This window comes from Bacillus sp. TCT6 (assembly GCF_056033845.1).
The window spans coordinates 1249268-1266734 of record NZ_JBVYHX010000001.1 but is presented as its reverse complement, the minus strand read 5'-3'; the positions used below and the strand labels follow the sequence as shown (position 1 = coordinate 1266734).

Genomic DNA, 17467 nt, shown 5'->3' with positions numbered 1-17467 from the left:
ATATGCGCGCTGGAGGAGTTTTATACTATGAATTACGCGGTGGACGTTTTCCGAAGTATTGGTAGTAATCTGTACGGATAAATCCGTTAAACAGTTTACGCTTCTTCGACGCATCTTTTCCGTAACACTTCTCAAATGCTTCGTAGCTTGTTAATACATACGCTGACCATGTATCTAACGGACGGAATACTTGTCCCATTTCTTTATACAGTTGTTCAACGAGTGCTTTTTCACTTAAACGTTCTCCGTATGGAGGATTCGTTACAACGTAGCCATAATCCTCTTTTGTTGTGAAATCTTTTACCTGCATTTGTTTAAATGTAATTAAATCACCTAAACCTACTTCTTCTGCGTTATCTTGAGCAACTCGAATCATACGATGATCAATATCTGATCCTATGATTTGTAATCGTTGATCATAGTTCGCTAAATCTTCAGCTTCTTGACGCGCTTCACGCCAGTTTTGTTTACCTACCCAGCCCCACTCATCTGATGCGAAACCACGGTTAAATCCTGGCGCAATGTTTTGCCCAATTAATGCCGCTTCAATCGGAATTGTACCTGATCCACAGAATGGATCAACAAATGGACGATCTGGCTTCCAGTTTGTTAATTTAATTAAAGACGCAGCTAATGTTTCTTTTAACGGAGCTTCCCCTTGATCCATACGGTATCCACGTTTATGAAGTCCAACACCACTCGCATCAATTGTTAATGTTGCAATATCCTTGAGCATTGCAATCTCGATACGGAATAACGGACCATCTTCTTCAAACCAAGTTGTACGTTTATATGTTGTTTTTAATTTTTCAACGACAGCCTTTTTAACAATACGTTGGCAATCCGAAACACTGAATAATTCAGATTTTAAAGATTTACCGATAACAGGGAACTCGCCATTCTCTGGAATATAATCTCCCCAGTTTAATGCTTTCGTTTTTTCAAATAGCTCATCAAATGTTGTTGCTTTAAATTCGCCAACTTTAATTTTTACACGATCCGCAGTACGTAACCATAAATTCGTGCGACAAATCGCCTTTTCATCTGCTTCAAATGTTACTTTGCTGTTTTCTACTTGACATTCATAACCAAGATCGCGAACTTCTCGGGCAACTAACGCTTCAATACCCATTGCCGCTGTTGCAATTAAAGTAACTTTTCCCATTTGCATTCACCTCTTATGTATATTCAAACAATAATTAATAGCAATTGTTCCTATTAATCATTACATTTTACGAAAAATTTTCTCATTAACCATTTTAACTCATACTTTATAACTTCATACAAATAAAAAGCCCTCCTCTAACAAAGGAGAGCTGAGTTATTTCATAGTTGGTTCATAACGTTCTGTAAGCCATGTTCTGTTCCTTTGTACTACAAACGGCCCACGCCTCGTACTCCGGTGGCAATCATCTATCTACAGGTTTTATAACCTGTCCTTTCCCGTCGTTCATTTCCTTGGAAAAGATTCCCCTACCATTATTTGGGTTTCTCGCTCGTGGGGTTTACCTCGTTCCACTCCTATCATTTCTTCAAGGACTTCGTCACTGTGGCACTTTAAAGGTAGTCAAACCATATCCGAAAGGACTTAGGTTTTTTCCCTGCCGTTAAACCAGCCTTACAGCCAGAATACCCTAGCTTATGAATTGGCTAGGCACGAACACTACAGCCATCTCAGGCCGTGCGAGCATGGACTTTCCTCTACAACGTTGGCGTTGCAGCGATTACCCAAACGTTATGACATCCATTAGTATAGTGGAAACAAAAAGATTTTGCAACGTTTTTTTCTATGTAAAATGCTTAAACCTTTTCCCACCTTACATCATTCGTATAACTTACTTCCAAATACAGCTTTTTCTAAGTTAGATAAGCGTTTTAAAATATCCGTATTCGTGTTGTTATAAACCGGTTGTGCAACTGGTGTTTGTACAGGTTGTTGTGGAACTTGCGTTACTGCTAGTTTTTGTTCCTCTAATTCACGCTTTAAACGAGCATTTTGTTGCTTTAATTGCTCAAACTCTTTGTGGAAAGCTTCATAGTCTTTAATGATCATATCAAGAAACTTATCTACTTCTTCTTGCTGATAACCTCTCATACCTGTTTTAAATTCTTTTTCTAAAATATCTTTCGCTGTTAATTTAATTTTATCCGAAATCATTTTCTTCACCTCAAATTTTTACCAAAACTTTCATTAACTAAATTTTTTCAGAAACAATGCTTTTTGTCAATCATATATACGAGTACTATATTACATATTACTCTGCATTATTCCACTGTTCCTCTTCTATTATATCTTGTAACTCAGAAAAAAGAATGAAATAACTGTGATAATTTTCTATTTCCCCTTTTTTCTTTGCTGTTTCTACAATATATTTGGGACTTCCTGGTTTTTCTTCATCGTATACCGCTAAAAGTGCATCACTTTTTTCAATAAAAAATTGATTTTTTAATTTAAATTGCTCTGGGCTTTCATACTTCCGTTTCGTGATACTATCAACATGGTCTGCTTGAGAAAGAATAAATTCGTAATATTCACGATTATCTTCTTTCCAATTTTCTTCTTGTTCTAAAAACGGAGTGAATACCGCTAATTTTAAATCTGGATATTCTACTTGAATTTCAAAAACAACTTCAGCAGCCCATAATTCTACACCTAACTGGCCGCTTATTATAACCCATTCTAAACCATCTTCTACAAAAGTGGTTAATTTACGGTGTAATGCCTTTTTTATACACCCCACCCCTGGATGATCATTTTTAAATATTCCGAGTTCAAATGGCTTATATCCTGTTACTGCAATAACTTTCATATCAACACTCCAATTACAAAAAAAGAACTAGCATTTCGCTAGTTCTAACATATCATTTACTTTTTAAATATTCCACCAACGTTTGGTCCGATATTTGGACCTACTGGTGATACATTGTTTGGTAAAAACGGTGATACATTTGGTCCTGGTCCAAACGGTGATACATTCGGTCCTGGCCCAAATGGAGATATTTGATGACCGTGGTGATGATGACCATGGCCACACGGTCCACATCCACCGCCGAATCCTGGGTCGATTGGGTCCACAACATTTACATTTGAATTTGTTTGTGGGAAGAAGTTTTGGTTTTTAATTTGTTGATGATGTACATGTGTTGTATGTGTTGGGAAAATGTGTGGCACCACCGTTGTTGAAAAAGAGTGTGTTACGCATTGTTTCGTCGGATGAACGACAGGAGCAGTTGTACAAATAGGTCCTACAGGCTTATGCCCTCCAAAACAAGGATGACAATGATGCATAGTTTTTTCTCTCCTCTCTCGTTAAAAAAATCTGATTACACTTTACAGTATGAGAAAAGAGAGAAAGCCGTTTGTTATATATACCCATTTATTACAAGGAAATTTGTCTAGTCCTTTATTTCATATACCATACTTTCATAGACAACTCTTCAACATTACTTACCAAAAAAGCCTCCAACTTGCTTTACAATACCTGTCACCTGATTCATCGCATTCATCATTTGTCCAGCTGTATTCATCATTTTATTTACATCATAGTTACCATCGGATGTTTTAAATTGAGAAACAAAACTAGAAAACTGACTTGGCTGTTGTTGCTTTTGTTTACTCTGCGTCGGGTACGGCTGTTTTGGTGGATAAAACATCGCTTGTTGATTAGCATAGGGCGATGGTGGTGGCATATAATATTGCGAATTCATATAAGGCTGCTGCTGTTGTTGATTCATGTATGGTTGCTGAGCTTGTGATTGTTGAGCTTGATTCACATAAGGTTGCTGCTGTTGTGATTGTTGAGCCTGATTCACATGAGGTTGCTGTTGTTGTGGTTGTTGAGCCTGATTCACATAAGGTTGCTGCTGCTGTTGTGGTTGTTGAGCTTGATTCATAAACGACACTTCAAACGGTTGATAATAATTTTGATTTCCATAATAAGGCTCGAAAGGATACATATTATACCGTAAATATGTATCCGTATTATATTGGTACATATTTTGCTGTGCATATGGATTTGTTTGCTGATATACGTTAGATTGTTGAAACATGCATTCTCTCCTCCTTCACATAAGTTTCTACATATATAATATGTACCTATAAAATAATATGTGTGATGGAGTATCTGTCTATTTTTGTCGGAAGTTTAAATTTTTAAAAAATTAAAAAAGAAAACCCTTCCATGCTATGATAATTAAGAAGAAGATTCTCATGGGGGAGGAATCAACATGGTATTAGGGGATTTAAAACAAGCGTTTTCTCAAAAAAAGGGGTATTGCACAGAGAATGCAAATGAATTATTAGACTTTGCGAGACATTGGTATCTCGAAGGAAAAATATGCATTTCAGATTATCGAACATTAATAAAAGAATTAGAAATAAACGGCGCAACAAAACCTACAACAATGACAGAAGCATAAAAATAACAAGAGGGTTCTCCCTCTTGTTATTTACATTGCTCAACTATATTTTGCAAAGTATACGAAATGGCTTGGTGTGTTTCAAAGAATCGTTTACCTTTACCTTTATTTACAAAGCATTGTAACACATTCGTTTGTAAATTATCGTATACTTGATCAATTTGCTGTACATGTATATACTTTGGCTTTTCTTCTTTAATCCACGTATAAGCTAATTCTTTCCACTTCTTTAATTCCTCATCTACCATGTCTACAAATGGTTTCATATCCTTATAAAAGTCGTATTCGATTAGTTCTCTTTTTTTTATATTCGCTTCATTATTATACTGCATGAGTTTTTCTGAAGACTGTATTAATGCTTCATTCTTCATCTCTTTCCCACCTTATTATGCACTCACTACGACGTTTTGAAATGTCTTTACCCAATTCCCTTTTTCTTCGTGATGCACTAATTTATTTTCCATATGTTCAATATGCATTTCTGTTATTTCTATCTTATTACATATTTTTTCACTCGCATCCTTTAATGCATGATTCATTCTAATCCCTATATTCATTTCCAGCAAATCGAGAGAACTTAACATTTGATCCATTTTTTTCATTACATCTTCCTTCTGAACCATCGCCATATACAAAACGCCTCCTTCTTTGCTTTTCCTTTGTCATGTAATTTCGCCGAACGATTCACCACTCCTGCCCACATGACAAAACTAGTTGTTATTCGTCAAAGAAATCATTTCGTATGTCATTTATAGAAATGGTAACAATACAAAAAGGAGGTGTAGTACAATGGCAAAGAACAAAAATGAAAAAAAGAAAAACCAAAACAAACAACAAAATAAACCCGAGACTGGCAATCCAAAGCTAGATGGTCCAAACTTCCCTGCTACATAAAGCGAGACTTTATTACGTACGGTTAAATTTCAAGTCACCCTTAATCTCCTACTAGCATTACGTTTTGAGATTAAAGTCGTAGCAAGCATAGCAGGATTATTTCAAATTAAGAAGTCCCGTCTTCAAAATGGAAGACGGGACTTCTTTTTCATTATATCATGAACTCATCCATCCTTTTAACGAAACGATTTACGATAGATATCCTATAGATTTGTTCCCTCTTTCTCCTATACCATTCTGTTATATTAACTTCCTCTTTAGGTTCTTCAAGTACAAATAGCACATTCATTTTCATATTTGCACAAAACCAATCTCTCATTTCTATTTCTTCATGTAAAACAACAGGATAACTATCTCTAAGTGCTGGCGTACACGATTTTCTAGTTTCCTTTGAGTAAAATTCATAATCTTCTCTAGACCCAGTATGTGTAGTTTGCACTGCAAACTTATAAAACGAACCATTATAAATTGGATGAAACAATAACCATGCTAATTTTTTTCCCAGTTCTATACGCTGTTGTAACGTTTCAAATTGATAAACCGAAAATCCATACATCCTCCCTTCAATTGTTGGGAAGATAACTGCACTAATATGAAATCTTTCTTGTACTTTAAAAAGTGCAGTATGGAATACATGTTTTTTAAAATATGTGCTCTCAATGACTGGTTTTTGAATTTTATTTTGTTCATTTATAATAAGGGCTGTTATAAGCCTATTCATATCTCTTTTCTCCCAGAAAAGTAACCATTCTTTTTCCATAAAAATTGATACGCTGAAATATTGCAACAAATGAAAGAGAGGTGTACGTCTCTTCTTACTTTCCTCATACAATAATAGCTGAGGAAAGGCATCTAAGAAAATAATCCAATTAGCTTGTTCGTACAGAAGAAATAAATGTTTTTTTACCGTTTTAGGTAAAACAGTAGCATAATATCTCCCTTCTAAATCGGTCATATTCCATCCCGCATTTCTCGAAACCATACTCGCTAAAAAGGCCCACCTGATTTCACTATTTCTTAAATAATATTCTTGATAAGATTGTGTCCGAGAAATATTGTCCACATTAGCTATTTCTGTTTTCTTTGTAATATTGCGAATGATTGCTTTTTCTTCCTCTGTACAAAACTTTTTTTCTCGATTTTGTTTAATTTTCATATAATCATTCCATGTCAACATAAATAAGTCATCATACCTTTCATCAAAAAGGTCACATCTTTTTTCATTTTTTGATATAATCACCTTTGTAAGTAATTCTTAGTAAGTTGGGAGTGGACACACTATGACCATTCGTTACCCAAATGGAAAAAGGTATAATCAAGCTTCACAACCTCAAAAAACACCTATAAAAACACATACTTATAGCAACAGAGGTATGTCCCTTGAAGAGGAATTGAATGAAACAAATCAATATTACTTAACCCATAATATTGCATGTGTACATAAAAAACCTACACCTCTTCAAATTGTAAAAGTAGATTACCCCGCTCGAAGTGCTGCAGTGGTAAAAGAAGCGTATTTTAAACAACCTTCTACAACAGATTACAACGGTGTATACAAAGGGAAATACATCGATTTTGAAGCAAAGGAAACAAAAAATAAAACTAGTTTCCCACTTCAAAACTTCCACCTTCATCAAATAGAACATATGAAGCAAGTGGTTGCTCATAATGGAATTGCATTTGTCATTATTAAATTTACACTTTTTGATGAATTTTATTTATTAGATGCAAAACATATTATTGCATTTTGGAATCGTCAAAATACTGGTGGACGCAAGTCGATTACGAAAGAAGAAATAGAAGAGCATGGATCCTTATTATCATGCGGTTATCACCCTCGGATTGACTATATCCGTGTACTAGACACGGTTTATTTTTCGTGATAGAGTCATCACTAAGGCTCTTTTTTCGACTTTTGGGGGAGAGAATGAAAGGTAGGAGAAAGTATAATGTCAGATAATTATCGTTCTCGTACAGAACGAAATCATGTGAAAAATCAAGAGAAAAAAACACATAAAGAAGAAAAACCAAAGAAAAAAGGCTCCTTTTTCAAGAAATTCCTTATAGGTTGTCTACTTCTTGGTATCGTTGGTCTCGTAGCCGGCGTTTCCGCTTTCTTTGTTATGGTAAAGGACGCTCCAAAATTAGACAAATCCAAACTTGTTAATCCTTTATCAACAAAGTTTCTTGATAAAAACGGGAATTTCTTCTATGAATACGGTGCTGAAAAACGAACGCATGTTACTTATGATCAAATTCCAAAAGTAGTTGAAAATGCATTCCTTGCAACTGAGGATTCGCGTTTCTATGATCATAATGGAATTGATTTTAAACGAACTACAAAAGCAGTTATGGAAAATGTCACTGGTGGTTTCGGTTCCCAAGGTGGTAGTACGATTACACAGCAAGTCGTTAAAAACTATTTTCTAACGATGGATAAAACTGCTAAGAGAAAAGTACAAGAATGGTACTTATCTTATAAATTAGAGCAACAATACTCTAAACATGAGATTTTAGAAATGTACTTAAATAAGATTAATTTAGGTAACCGTTCATATGGTATTGCGACAGCAGCGCAAAAATATTATGGTAAAGATTTAAAAGACTTGCAATTACATGAAGCTGCTATGCTCGCTGGTTTACCCCAAGGTCCAAACATTTATGATCCAACAAAAAAGGAAAATGTTGAACGAGCAACAAATCGTCGTAATGTTGTATTATCATTAATGAATCGACATGGTTATATAACAAAAGAAGAAATGAATAACGCCGTTAAGATCCCAGTAACAGAGGGCCTTCAACCGTCTTCAGAAGTAACTGAGATGAAGTATCAAGCATTTTTAGATGCGGTTGTAAAAGAAGTTGAAAAAGAATATCCTGATGTAAATATCGGTTCAGATGGTTTAACGATTCATACAACACTTGATCAAGATGCTCAAGATTACGCTGACAAAATTATGGATGGCAATCTTATTAAGTATCCAGACGATCAATTCCAAGGGTCATTCGTATTTATGGATACACAGTCTGGAGAAGTTCGAGCAATTGGTGCTGGACGTAAAGAAAGTAAGTCTACTTTCAAAGGTCATAATATGGCAACTGATTTAAAACGCCAAGTTGGTTCAACAATGAAACCAATTTTCGACTACGGTCCGGCAATTGAAAATTTACAATGGTCTACATACCATCAATTAAACGATTCAGAGTATACGTATTCCAATGGTAAAAAAATACAAAATGCAACAAAGAGCTACAAAGGTGACGTTTCACTACGTGAAGCTTTGAAAAAGTCATTAAACATTCCAGCTTTAAAGACAGCACAAACAGTTGGTCTTAATAAGTCAAAAGAATTCGCTGAAGGTTTAGGCATGACCTTTAAAGAAGGAAAAGTCTACGAATCAACAGCAATCGGTAGTAACGAGGGGTCTCCATTGGAAGTAGCAGGTGCATATGCAACCTTCGGTAATAGTGGTAACTATAATAAACCACACTTCGTAAAAGAAGTAACCTTCCCGGACGGGAAAAAGAAAAGCTTTAAACCTAAGGAACAACGCGCAATGCAAGACTATACAGCTTACATGGTTACTGACGTTCTTCGTGACGTAGTAAAACCTGGTTCTGGTGGTACAGGTCCAACAGCATACGTTTCAGGTGTTGACGTAGCAGGTAAAACAGGAACACAAAACTTTGATGCATCAGTTCTTCAAAAATATGATATCCCAGCTGATGCAAACAGAGATAGCTGGTTTGCTGGATATACACCACAATACACAATGGCTGTTTGGACTGGTTACGAAAAAGATGGTCCAAAAAATTATGTTAGTGATCGCTCCACTAGAATTGCACAGCAAATGTTCCAAATAATGATGAGCAAATTCGCTACAGATAAATCACGCTTTGAACGTCCTTCTTCTGTACAAGAAATAAACGGAGAGTTATACGTTAAAGGTGCGAAAAAAGATGCAATTAAACAAATTAAAGTAGATGCCCCTAGTGGTCTGAATGTCACTTTTGATGGCGCTAGCACAGTTACACTAAACTGGTCTGGACCAGCAGAAGTTGACGCATATGCAGCCAGCTATAAAGCAACTGACGGTTCAAGTGGTAGCCTATCAATAAGTGGTACGACAGCTACTCTTGGTGGTATTAAACCAGGTGTTACTTACAGCTTCTCTGTAGTAGCGAAAAAAGGTACTGGAACAAGCCCAGCAATTGGTGCATCCTTCACTGCGCCTGGCGGAACTCCAGATGCGAAAAAAGCTGATGAAGAGGCTAAGAAAAAGGCCGATGAAGAAGCTAAGAAAAAAGCTGATGAGGAAGCCCAGAAAAAAGCTAATGAAGATAAAGTAAAACAAGACGAAGCTAAGAAAAAAGCTGATGAAGAGGCTAAGAAACAACAAGAACAGCAGCAACAACAAGAACAACAACGTAAACAGCAAGAAGAAGCTCAAAAGAAAGCTGATGAGGAAGCTAGAAGAAAAGCTGAAGACGAAGCTAAGAAAAAAGCTGAAGACGAAGCTAAGAAGAAAGCTGAAGAAGAGGCCAAGAAAAAAGCTGAAGACGAAGCTAAGAAACAACAAGAACAGCAACACCAAAATACCGGAGGAGATACACCTCAGGCAGACGGTGCTGTTGTTACAACAGAGTCCTAATAAACAAAAAAAGAAGTCCGTTTCTCTTAACGAGAAGCAGACTTCTTTTTTGTTATCATTTTCTTTACAAACAGCTTTTCTATTTCGATATATAACTGCGCTAATTGAATATAAGAATGATAATTACTCGGTTTCTTTATAATGAATGAATACCTTTCCATAAAATTAACAGGTTGCACTTTTAATTTATTCGTATTTATTTGCATTTCATTCAAACTATGAACAGGTTGCTCATTTAACCAATAGACAACCGATAACAAGTGAGCTGCAAAAAGAATCATTGGCCCCTCAGCCTCTTGCTTATCTCTATTTCGAAACAGTATAGCAATGTCTTCATGCTTATTTTTCCATACATTCAACACTGCTGGAATACTGTTTTCAATTTCCTTCCATGGCTCATACTGTCTTTCAATATCAAATATAAAGTAAGTATTTTGTATTATTTCTTCAAAAGACTCGTCTGTATGATACTCAATTGAATTTACGCTTTCTTTAAAAAATGGTAAGCAATGAAATTCTTTCGGTATTTCTATAACTCGCTCCATCCTTTATTTCACCTTCATTCGCTTCTTTCCTTCACGACATACTTCTAACAGCCTGCACTCCTCACATTGCGGTCGTTGTGCTTTACAGTGATAACGTCCAAAGAAAATCATACGATGATGCGTAACCCCCCACTCATCCATCGGTACTTTCTTCATTAACGTTTTTTCTACTTCTAACACAGAGTCTTTCCATCTACAAATCGCTAATCGTTTACTCACTCGCTCCACATGTGTATCAACAGCAATTGCCGGAATCCCAAACGCTACGGAAACTACAACATTCGCTGTTTTCCTTCCTACACCTGGTAATTTCGTAAGTTCATCTCGATCGCTCGGTACCTCCCCATTATAGTCATCTAATAACATTCGGCATAATTTTTGAATGTTTTTTGCTTTATTTCTATACAATCCGATAGAGCGTATATCTTGTTGTAATTCTTCTAGAGAAACACTTAAATAATCTTCTGGTGTTTTATATTTTTGAAATAAATTTCTTGTCACTTTATTTACAAGTACATCTGTACATTGTGCAGATAACGCCACCGCGATTACAAGTTCAAATGGATTGTCATGAACCAATTCACAATGTGCTTCTGGATACATATCCGCCATTGTGTCTAAACAATAACGGATTTGCGTTTTGTTAAGCATATTTCCCCTCCTATATTACTGCTCCAACCAATTATAAAAAGGCACTTTTCCAGTAAATTTCGTCTCTTGTTTTGTCATTTGTTGTGCTCTTTGTTGATTCGCTCTAAATTTTTGACCTTGATTTTGAGCCTGATCTACCGTTTTAATTCCATTCTTTTTCCACTCAAATAAAATACGATCAATATATCGGAAATTTAGTTTTCCACTCATTACAGCTTCTCTAAGAGCCGCTTGAATTAAATTTGGATGATGTTGATCTTGGTCCTCCCACATTCCTAACGTTTCACATTCGAACGGCGAAAGTGGTCTTCCAAATTCTTTTTCGAATACTGTATATAAATTTACTTGCAGCTGTTTTTTTTCTTTTTGCTCTTCCTCTATTGATTCATCCATTAAGAAATGTAATATTTTTTCCCATAACGGTTGTAAAGAATAACTTTCGCACATCATCGCTTCTGATCTTTGTCCACCTTCTAGTGATAAAAAACCTTTTTGAATCAACGCTTGAATTATTTCCATACATTTCATTTCTGTTATCGTCATCCGTTCAGAAATCTCTGAAGGAGTCGGAAACGAATTACCTGATTCTAAAAATGTATGTATATGAAGTACAACCATAAATTCCGTCTCATTTAAACCTAATTTTTTATAATGCATCATAAGCAATTTTGGAATTGCAATGCTTCCCTGCTCAAACCACTGTAACATCATTTTCTTTTTCATCACCAAACACCTCGCTCTCTAGTATAACACACCTTTAGCTATTTCTTTTTGCCACAATTCGTCAAAAAAACCTCCCCATTAATAGGGAGGTTTTGTATATTACATAAATGAAATATACAATTAAGCTTGCACTTTACTTTTCATAAATGTATGGATGCGTTCCAATGCTTTCTCTACTTGTTCAAGAGATGTCGCATATGATAAACGAACATTATTTGGAGCACCAAATCCTGTACCTGGTACAAGAGCCACTTTTTCCTCTTCTAATAGAGCTTTTGCCCAATCATCAACTGTTGCATATCCTGATAAAGCTACAGCTTCTTTTACGTTAGGGAATAAGTAAAATGCACCTTGCGGTTTAATACAAGTAAAGCCAGGGATTTGAATTAATTTATCATAAATGATGTTTAATCTCTCTTCAAAGGCTTGACGCATTGTTTCCACAGGTTCTTGTGAGCCTGCATATGCCGCAATTGCGCCGTATTGAGCGATTGAAGTAGGGTTTGACGTACTATGACTCGCTAAGTTCGTCATCGCTTTAATAAGCTGCTTATTTCCTGCAGCATATCCAATACGCCATCCTGTCATAGAATGAGATTTAGATACACCATTAATAATAAGTGTTTGTTCTTTTAATTCATTAGAAAGCTGGGCAATTGAAATATATTCTACGCCACCATAAATTAATTTTTCATAAATTTCATCAGAAACGATTAAAATATCATGTTCTAAACATACTTCTCCAAGCTGTTGTAATTCTTCTTTGCTATAAATCATTCCTGTTGGATTGCTCGGTGAATTAATAATAACTGCTTTCGTTTTCTCTGTAATTGCCTCACGCAGCTGCTTTGCTGTAATTTTGTACTCATTGTCTTCTAAACCTTCTACATAAACCGGCTTACCGCCAGCAAGCTTTACTTGCTCTGGATAGCTTACCCAGTAAGGAGTTGGGATGATAACTTCATCTCCCTCATCAAGTAATACTTGGAATAATGTATATAATGCATGCTTTGCGCCATTACATACAATAATTTCAGATGGATCATACGCAATACCTTGATCGCGAGTAAATTTCTTCACAATTTCTTGTTTTAACGATTGTAATCCACCTGTTGGTGTATACTTCGTATGCCCTTCTAACATCGCTTTATGTGCAGCATCCATAATATGCTCTGGTGTATTAAAGTCAGGTTCCCCTGCCCCTAATGCAATTACATCATGACCCTCTGCTTTTAATGCTTGTGCCTTTGCTGTAATTTCTAAAGTTGAAGACGGTGTTAAAGCAGCTACTCGCTTTGCTAATTTCATTTGTAGTTCCCCCTACATCTATTTTTCAATGCTATATCGTCTTAAAAATTTTCCATCTTTAAATTCAAGATAGTAATAACTATAACGATTGTCATCATCAATATATGTAACTTCCCATAGTGGTACATCATTTTCAAAGCCTAATTTCACTTTCATAATCTCTTTCGGCTTACTTTTTGATTCCTTACTTTCATTGCCGACTTGCTCTATTGTTCTTTGTATAGCCTCTTTTTCAGAAATACCTTCGCTCTTTTTCCTTACTACAGTATCCCCTTTTTTCTCAGGCACCCAAACGATAAGTTGTTCTCCCTTTTCATCTGTACCTTGCACGACTATATATGCAGATTTTCCGTTGTAATAATCAACAGATTTCACCTTTGTAAGCTTTGCTTTTTCTTTAGCAATTTCTACAAATTTCGACTCTTTTGGAATTTTCTTTCCCATCGCTTTATTATAAACATACGCCCCATATATTCCGCTAGCAACGATAACAATAATGATTGCAAAAATCCACTTTTTCATTGTATCGCTACGTTCTGTAAATCGTAAATACAGCTGTTTCTTTATCTTTTTCGTCTAATGCTAGTCCGAACATGAGGTCCTGCTCTTTTAACGTACGATTCAAACTATCAACAATTTTATACAAATCAGACGAATATTTAATACGCGTCGTTGATAGTACTTCGATTTTCTTCTCCATGAAAAAACTCCTCCGTTACACAAAAATTTCTAATTATAGAAGAACGCAATGCGGTTACAATAAGAGTACATTCTTTACAACCCCTGCTTCATCACCCATCTATTATAGCAGGACATGTACAGCAAAAAAAGGTTTCAAGTCGAAAACCAACACATTTTGTATACAAGAAGTAAGAAAAATAAAATTCCTCCTACCCACATTTTTTACGCCTGAAGTTTATAAGTACTTCAGGCGTATTTTTCTTCCATTTTTATTCATTTAATGGTTCTTCTAATTGTACTAATAATTCTTCTAATGGCCCTTCATAAAGAGGTACGTTAGGGATCGATTGTAGAAATCGTTTTCCATAGGAAGAACTCGTCAAACGACGATCTAACACTACTACCGTTCCTGTATCTGTATTCGTTCGAATTAAGCGGCCGAATCCTTGTTTGAAACGTAATATTGCTTGTGGCAACGCTAATTTAGCGAATACATCCTCACCTTGATTTTTTAGCCACTCACCTTTCGCTTCCATCATAGGTTGATGAGGAGGCGTAAATGGTAGACGGACAATAACAAGACAACTTAAGGCATCTCCTGGAATATCTATCCCTTCCCAGAAACTACTCGTCCCTAATAAAATTGATTTGTCGAACTCTTGAAACTTTCGAATTAAGCGGCTTCGACTTCTATTATTCACACTTTGGGTGAGTAATAAATAACCCTCTAATTCATCATTATTTTTTAAATTCGCATACGCTTCTTTTAACATTTCATACGAAGTGAATAAAACGAGCATTCTGCCTTTTGTGGCTTTTGCTATCTTTGCAATATGTTCCGATACAGATTCAATATATCGCTCATTACTTACTTGCTTAATAAAAGGTACATCCGTTGAAACCATTAATTTCATCTGTTCATCATAACGAAATGGTGACGGAACCTTTAAAGTATTTGGAGCGAAATCATGTAAACCAAGTTCCTCTTTTATATAATCAAACGTATCGTTAACTGTTAGTGTTGCGGATGTAAAAATAACACTCTTTTTTTCTGTTAAAAATTTATCAGCAAATCTTTCACCAATATGAACAGGCTGTGCATATAGAACTGTTGAATGAATCGTCCCTTTCGTTTCAGTCTCCATCCAAGTTACATACGAATTCTTTTCTAATACGAGTAACTGTAATGATTCTGCCATCTTTCTCAGCAACTCAATTAAATGCATAAATTCACCTGTTACAACATGCATCTCCCATTCTAACTTACTTTGCAATATATCCACTTGCTTCTCAAGAGCAGTTACTACCCTTCTTAATTCATATATAAAACGATTTGTTAATTCGACGATACTATCCCACAACTTACCTTTTTCTAGTTCTGCGTTATACCTATAGATGAGCGGCATATTATTCGTTCCTTGCTCTTGCTTTGTTTGTTTAAATATAAAAGTACGTAACATTTGGAAGAGTTCATCCGCATCAAACTTAAGTTCCTTCAAACTATAACTTATCATACGGAAAGTTGAACGAGATGCTTGCTCTGATTTTTTCATCATTTTATATACTTTGGAGAGTACATCTTCTGTTTCTAGCGTCCCAAGACGAGATATAACCAATTGAAAATACATACAAGAGAACTGTTCACCCAATGTTCTACTCGCAGCTTCTTCAATATGGTGAGCTTCATCAAAAATAATATGTTCGCATGAAGCAAACAGCGGTTCTTCACTTGAAAAATCTTGAAATAATAACGCATGATTTGTAATAACGATATCTGCAAATAAAGCTTTATTCTTCGCTCGCTGGTAAAAACAACGACTAAACCAATTACTTTGCATACCGCCTGGACTATACGCATCACTACAAATACGATTCCAAAGTAACTTTCCGCCCTCAGGAATATTTAATTCGTCTCGATCACCCGTTTCAGTTTGCAATAGCCAAACTAAAATCTTCGCTTTCGTAAGTGCCATATCATAATTTTTTTCTTCCTCTTGTAAAGCATACTCAAATTTGTGTAAGCAAAGATAATGCTTTCTTCCTTTTAGAAGAGCTGCATCAAATGAAAATGGCATTATTTTTTGTAATAACGGAATTTCTTTTTCTAATATTTGTTGTTGGAGTTGTACCGTTTGTGTACTTATAATGACAGGTTCTTCTTTTCTCTTTGCAAAATAAAGACTAGGAAGCAAATACGCAAGAGTCTTTCCTGTTCCTGTACCGGCTTCAATTAGTGAAAAACGAGAATCTCTTAACGCCGTATATATCTCTTTCATCATCAGTTGTTGACTTTCTCTTCTTTCAAACTTTGGCATATGTGATTCCAATTTATCCATCGTTTTATTCAAGAAAGCATCAAACTTTGATGAACACGTTTCTCCAAGGTTTAAGGAATAGTTCCGCTTTTTCAGCGCAATATTTCGATGTATTTCATACTCCGCTATATCTTCTTTACCATGCATTACTTTCTTTAAAATATTTTCAGAAAGCACATCAGCTATATCACTTTGAAACACGTCGCTTAATTCATAAAGCGATTGCAACGTGACAAGTGGTAACTTTTCAATTTCATTTAAAAATTGTAAAAATAATTCCGCTGTTGCAAGAGCATCACTATCCGCACGATGTGGTTGATCATGTTCTAGTTCGTGCTTCTTAGCTAAATCACGTAATTTATAACTATCAGCTGTCGGTAAAAGAATTTGAGCCAATTCAACCGTGTCGATTTTAGGACAATGTATTTCTGTATATCCAGCCTGCCTTAATTCTTCATTTAAAAAATTCCAATCAAAGTGAACATTATGCGCAACGAAAGCCGCACCTTGTAATAGCTCAACAATCATCGGGGCTACATCTTGAAATAACGGGGCTTGTTTTACAAGACTTTCATCAATCCCTGTTAATTCTGTAATAAATGGTGGGATCTCTCTCTTTGGGTTAACAAAAGACGAAAAAATCTCCAATATCTCTCCATCTTCTACTACAACAGCTGCAATTTGGGTAATTTTATCCTTCCCATCTTTCCAGGAGTTCCCTGTCGTCTCTAAATCAACAACGACATAACGCTTACTCATATATGTAACACCTCAATTTCTTACCGTTCAAACAACAATAATTTATATAATGTTACTATACCACGTTTTATCTCATCTTAATGAAAAGATGCACAAAAAAGCTATCTCCGCAATGGAGATAGCTTTTCTACTTATAATATCGTACCCGCTTTTTCAGCACCTAACATTTCAATAATTTGATTATTGTCGTCTAGTACTGCAATTTTTGGTTCTTGTTTATGAACCTCTTCTTCCGTAACTAGCCCATAACAAATAATAATTACTTTGTCCCCTGGTTGTACAAGCCTTGCCGCAGCACCGTTTAAACAAACAACACCACTACCGCGTTCCCCTTTAATAACGTATGTCTCTAAGCGAGCACCATTATTATTATTTACAATTTGGACTTTTTCATTTTCTACAATATTTACTGCATCCATTAAATCTTCATCAATTGTAATACTACCTACATAATTTAAATTTGCCTCCGTTACAGTTGCACGATGTAACTTTGCTCTCATCATTGTGCGAAACATAGATG

The 17467-nt window shown here is 35.6% G+C and carries 20 protein-coding genes and 1 other RNA gene; 4 read left to right on the top strand and 17 right to left on the bottom strand.

Going from position 1 to position 17467, the window contains the following annotated elements; translation table 11 throughout:
• Positions 1 to 25: 25 nt before the first annotated feature.
• The 6 genes from AC0ONG_RS06495 to AC0ONG_RS06470 all read right to left on the bottom strand — a co-directional run bounded on the left by AC0ONG_RS06495 (position 26) and on the right by AC0ONG_RS06470 (position 4050).
• Positions 26 to 1165, bottom strand: a complete 1140-nt coding sequence (locus tag AC0ONG_RS06495; protein WP_000521224.1) for a THUMP domain-containing class I SAM-dependent RNA methyltransferase — start codon at positions 1163 to 1165, stop codon at positions 26 to 28.
• Positions 1166 to 1345: 180 nt separating this feature from the next.
• An RNA gene (rnpB, locus tag AC0ONG_RS06490) (RNase P RNA component class B) lies at positions 1346 to 1736 on the bottom strand.
• A gap of 86 nt (positions 1737 to 1822) precedes the next feature.
• The gene (gene gpsB, locus AC0ONG_RS06485) at positions 1823 to 2158 is read right to left on the bottom strand and encodes a cell division regulator GpsB (protein WP_000622431.1); all 336 of its coding nucleotides are present in this window, start codon (positions 2156 to 2158) and stop codon (positions 1823 to 1825) included.
• A gap of 97 nt (positions 2159 to 2255) precedes the next feature.
• Positions 2256 to 2810, bottom strand: a complete 555-nt coding sequence (locus AC0ONG_RS06480; protein WP_000862927.1) for an SLOG family protein — start codon at positions 2808 to 2810, stop codon at positions 2256 to 2258.
• Between the two features lie 56 nt (positions 2811 to 2866).
• Entirely contained in the window at positions 2867 to 3289 is a 423-nt protein-coding gene (locus tag AC0ONG_RS06475; protein ID WP_000546292.1) for a CotD family spore coat protein, read from the bottom strand.
• 155 nt (positions 3290 to 3444) lie between these two features.
• Complete coding sequence (locus AC0ONG_RS06470) at positions 3445 to 4050, bottom strand: YppG family protein (protein ID WP_000487717.1); 606 nt, start codon at positions 4048 to 4050, stop codon at positions 3445 to 3447.
• 177 nt (positions 4051 to 4227) lie between these two features.
• Here AC0ONG_RS06470 and AC0ONG_RS06465 point away from each other — a divergent pair, with 177 nt between their 5' ends.
• Positions 4228 to 4419, top strand: coding sequence for a YppF family protein (locus AC0ONG_RS06465; RefSeq protein ID WP_000242652.1), 192 nt, complete (start codon positions 4228 to 4230; stop codon positions 4417 to 4419).
• A 26-nt stretch (positions 4420 to 4445) separates the two neighbouring features.
• Here AC0ONG_RS06465 and AC0ONG_RS06460 read toward each other — a convergent pair whose 3' ends face one another.
• Complete coding sequence (locus tag AC0ONG_RS06460) at positions 4446 to 4790, bottom strand: YppE family protein (protein ID WP_000786936.1); 345 nt, start codon at positions 4788 to 4790, stop codon at positions 4446 to 4448.
• Between the two features lie 15 nt (positions 4791 to 4805).
• On the bottom strand, positions 4806 to 5048 hold the full coding sequence (locus tag AC0ONG_RS06455; RefSeq protein WP_001252036.1) for a hypothetical protein: 243 nt from the start codon (positions 5046 to 5048) through the stop codon (positions 4806 to 4808).
• Positions 5049 to 5133: 85 nt separating this feature from the next.
• Between AC0ONG_RS06455 and AC0ONG_RS06450 the strand changes: the two genes are divergently transcribed.
• Complete coding sequence (locus tag AC0ONG_RS06450; protein ID WP_003277508.1) at positions 5134 to 5313, top strand: hypothetical protein; 180 nt, start codon at positions 5134 to 5136, stop codon at positions 5311 to 5313.
• Between the two features lie 151 nt (positions 5314 to 5464).
• On the opposite strand, the gene AC0ONG_RS06445 is transcribed toward AC0ONG_RS06450, so the two are convergent.
• On the bottom strand, positions 5465 to 6490 hold the full coding sequence (locus AC0ONG_RS06445; protein ID WP_003277507.1) for a DUF2515 domain-containing protein: 1026 nt from the start codon (positions 6488 to 6490) through the stop codon (positions 5465 to 5467).
• 103 nt (positions 6491 to 6593) lie between these two features.
• On the opposite strand from AC0ONG_RS06445, the gene recU reads away from it, so the two are divergent.
• Together recU and AC0ONG_RS06435 are read left to right on the top strand one after the other, a co-directional pair.
• Positions 6594 to 7196: a Holliday junction resolvase RecU gene (recU, locus tag AC0ONG_RS06440; RefSeq protein ID WP_000155599.1), complete on the top strand. Its 603-nt coding sequence runs from the start codon at positions 6594 to 6596 to the stop codon at positions 7194 to 7196.
• Between the two features lie 66 nt (positions 7197 to 7262).
• The gene (locus AC0ONG_RS06435; protein ID WP_001283103.1) at positions 7263 to 9965 is read left to right on the top strand and encodes a PBP1A family penicillin-binding protein; all 2703 of its coding nucleotides are present in this window, start codon (positions 7263 to 7265) and stop codon (positions 9963 to 9965) included.
• 26 nt (positions 9966 to 9991) lie between these two features.
• On the opposite strand, the gene AC0ONG_RS06430 is transcribed toward AC0ONG_RS06435, so the two are convergent.
• The 8 genes from AC0ONG_RS06430 to panD form a co-directional block, all read right to left on the bottom strand.
• Complete coding sequence (locus tag AC0ONG_RS06430; RefSeq protein ID WP_000442661.1) at positions 9992 to 10510, bottom strand: YpoC family protein; 519 nt, start codon at positions 10508 to 10510, stop codon at positions 9992 to 9994.
• 3 nt (positions 10511 to 10513) lie between these two features.
• A complete protein-coding gene (gene nth / locus AC0ONG_RS06425; protein ID WP_000933035.1) occupies positions 10514 to 11161 on the bottom strand; it encodes an endonuclease III in 648 nt (215 codons plus the stop codon).
• A 15-nt stretch (positions 11162 to 11176) separates the two neighbouring features.
• Positions 11177 to 11884, bottom strand: a complete 708-nt coding sequence (gene dnaD, locus AC0ONG_RS06420) for a DNA replication protein DnaD (RefSeq protein WP_000728537.1) — start codon at positions 11882 to 11884, stop codon at positions 11177 to 11179.
• A 120-nt stretch (positions 11885 to 12004) separates the two neighbouring features.
• Entirely contained in the window at positions 12005 to 13192 is a 1188-nt protein-coding gene (gene aspB, locus AC0ONG_RS06415) for an aspartate transaminase AspB (RefSeq protein WP_000761559.1), read from the bottom strand.
• Positions 13193 to 13210: 18 nt separating this feature from the next.
• Positions 13211 to 13714, bottom strand: coding sequence for a cell wall elongation regulator TseB-like domain-containing protein (locus AC0ONG_RS06410; RefSeq protein WP_000758739.1), 504 nt, complete (start codon positions 13712 to 13714; stop codon positions 13211 to 13213).
• Positions 13715 to 13721: 7 nt separating this feature from the next.
• The gene (locus AC0ONG_RS06405; protein WP_000412179.1) at positions 13722 to 13892 is read right to left on the bottom strand and encodes a YpmA family protein; all 171 of its coding nucleotides are present in this window, start codon (positions 13890 to 13892) and stop codon (positions 13722 to 13724) included.
• Between the two features lie 250 nt (positions 13893 to 14142).
• The gene (gene dinG, locus AC0ONG_RS06400; RefSeq protein ID WP_000044952.1) at positions 14143 to 16947 is read right to left on the bottom strand and encodes an ATP-dependent DNA helicase DinG; all 2805 of its coding nucleotides are present in this window, start codon (positions 16945 to 16947) and stop codon (positions 14143 to 14145) included.
• A 131-nt stretch (positions 16948 to 17078) separates the two neighbouring features.
• Entirely contained in the window at positions 17079 to 17462 is a 384-nt protein-coding gene (gene panD, locus AC0ONG_RS06395) for an aspartate 1-decarboxylase (RefSeq protein ID WP_000490186.1), read from the bottom strand.
• Between the last annotated feature and the right edge of the window lie 5 nt (positions 17463 to 17467).

Excerpts from the sequence above, each read along its gene's own strand:
- AC0ONG_RS06470 (WP_000487717.1), bottom strand. The coding sequence starts at position 4,050 with ATGTTTCAACAATCTAACGTATATCAGCAAACAAATCCATATGCACAG.
- AC0ONG_RS06480 (WP_000862927.1), bottom strand. The coding sequence starts at position 2,810 with ATGAAAGTTATTGCAGTAACAGGATATAAGCCATTTGAACTCGGAATA.
- AC0ONG_RS06495 (WP_000521224.1), bottom strand. The coding sequence starts at position 1,165 with ATGGGAAAAGTTACTTTAATTGCAACAGCGGCAATGGGTATTGAAGCG.
- AC0ONG_RS06445 (WP_003277507.1), bottom strand. The coding sequence starts at position 6,490 with ATGTTGACATGGAATGATTATATGAAAATTAAACAAAATCGAGAAAAA.
- nth (WP_000933035.1), bottom strand. The coding sequence starts at position 11,161 with ATGCTTAACAAAACGCAAATCCGTTATTGTTTAGACACAATGGCGGAT.
- AC0ONG_RS06410 (WP_000758739.1), bottom strand. The coding sequence starts at position 13,714 with ATGAAAAAGTGGATTTTTGCAATCATTATTGTTATCGTTGCTAGCGGA.
- AC0ONG_RS06475 (WP_000546292.1), bottom strand. The coding sequence starts at position 3,289 with ATGCATCATTGTCATCCTTGTTTTGGAGGGCATAAGCCTGTAGGACCT.
- AC0ONG_RS06455 (WP_001252036.1), bottom strand. The coding sequence starts at position 5,048 with ATGGCGATGGTTCAGAAGGAAGATGTAATGAAAAAAATGGATCAAATG.
- AC0ONG_RS06430 (WP_000442661.1), bottom strand. The coding sequence starts at position 10,510 with ATGGAGCGAGTTATAGAAATACCGAAAGAATTTCATTGCTTACCATTT.
- dnaD (WP_000728537.1), bottom strand. The coding sequence starts at position 11,884 with ATGAAAAAGAAAATGATGTTACAGTGGTTTGAGCAGGGAAGCATTGCA.
- AC0ONG_RS06405 (WP_000412179.1), bottom strand. The coding sequence starts at position 13,892 with ATGGAGAAGAAAATCGAAGTACTATCAACGACGCGTATTAAATATTCG.
- AC0ONG_RS06435 (WP_001283103.1), top strand. The coding sequence starts at position 7,263 with ATGTCAGATAATTATCGTTCTCGTACAGAACGAAATCATGTGAAAAAT.
- dinG (WP_000044952.1), bottom strand. The coding sequence starts at position 16,947 with ATGAGTAAGCGTTATGTCGTTGTTGATTTAGAGACGACAGGGAACTCC.
- AC0ONG_RS06465 (WP_000242652.1), top strand. The coding sequence starts at position 4,228 with ATGGTATTAGGGGATTTAAAACAAGCGTTTTCTCAAAAAAAGGGGTAT.
- recU (WP_000155599.1), top strand. The coding sequence starts at position 6,594 with ATGACCATTCGTTACCCAAATGGAAAAAGGTATAATCAAGCTTCACAA.
- aspB (WP_000761559.1), bottom strand. The coding sequence starts at position 13,192 with ATGAAATTAGCAAAGCGAGTAGCTGCTTTAACACCGTCTTCAACTTTA.
- panD (WP_000490186.1), bottom strand. The coding sequence starts at position 17,462 with ATGTTTCGCACAATGATGAGAGCAAAGTTACATCGTGCAACTGTAACG.
- AC0ONG_RS06460 (WP_000786936.1), bottom strand. The coding sequence starts at position 4,790 with ATGAAGAATGAAGCATTAATACAGTCTTCAGAAAAACTCATGCAGTAT.
- gpsB (WP_000622431.1), bottom strand. The coding sequence starts at position 2,158 with ATGATTTCGGATAAAATTAAATTAACAGCGAAAGATATTTTAGAAAAA.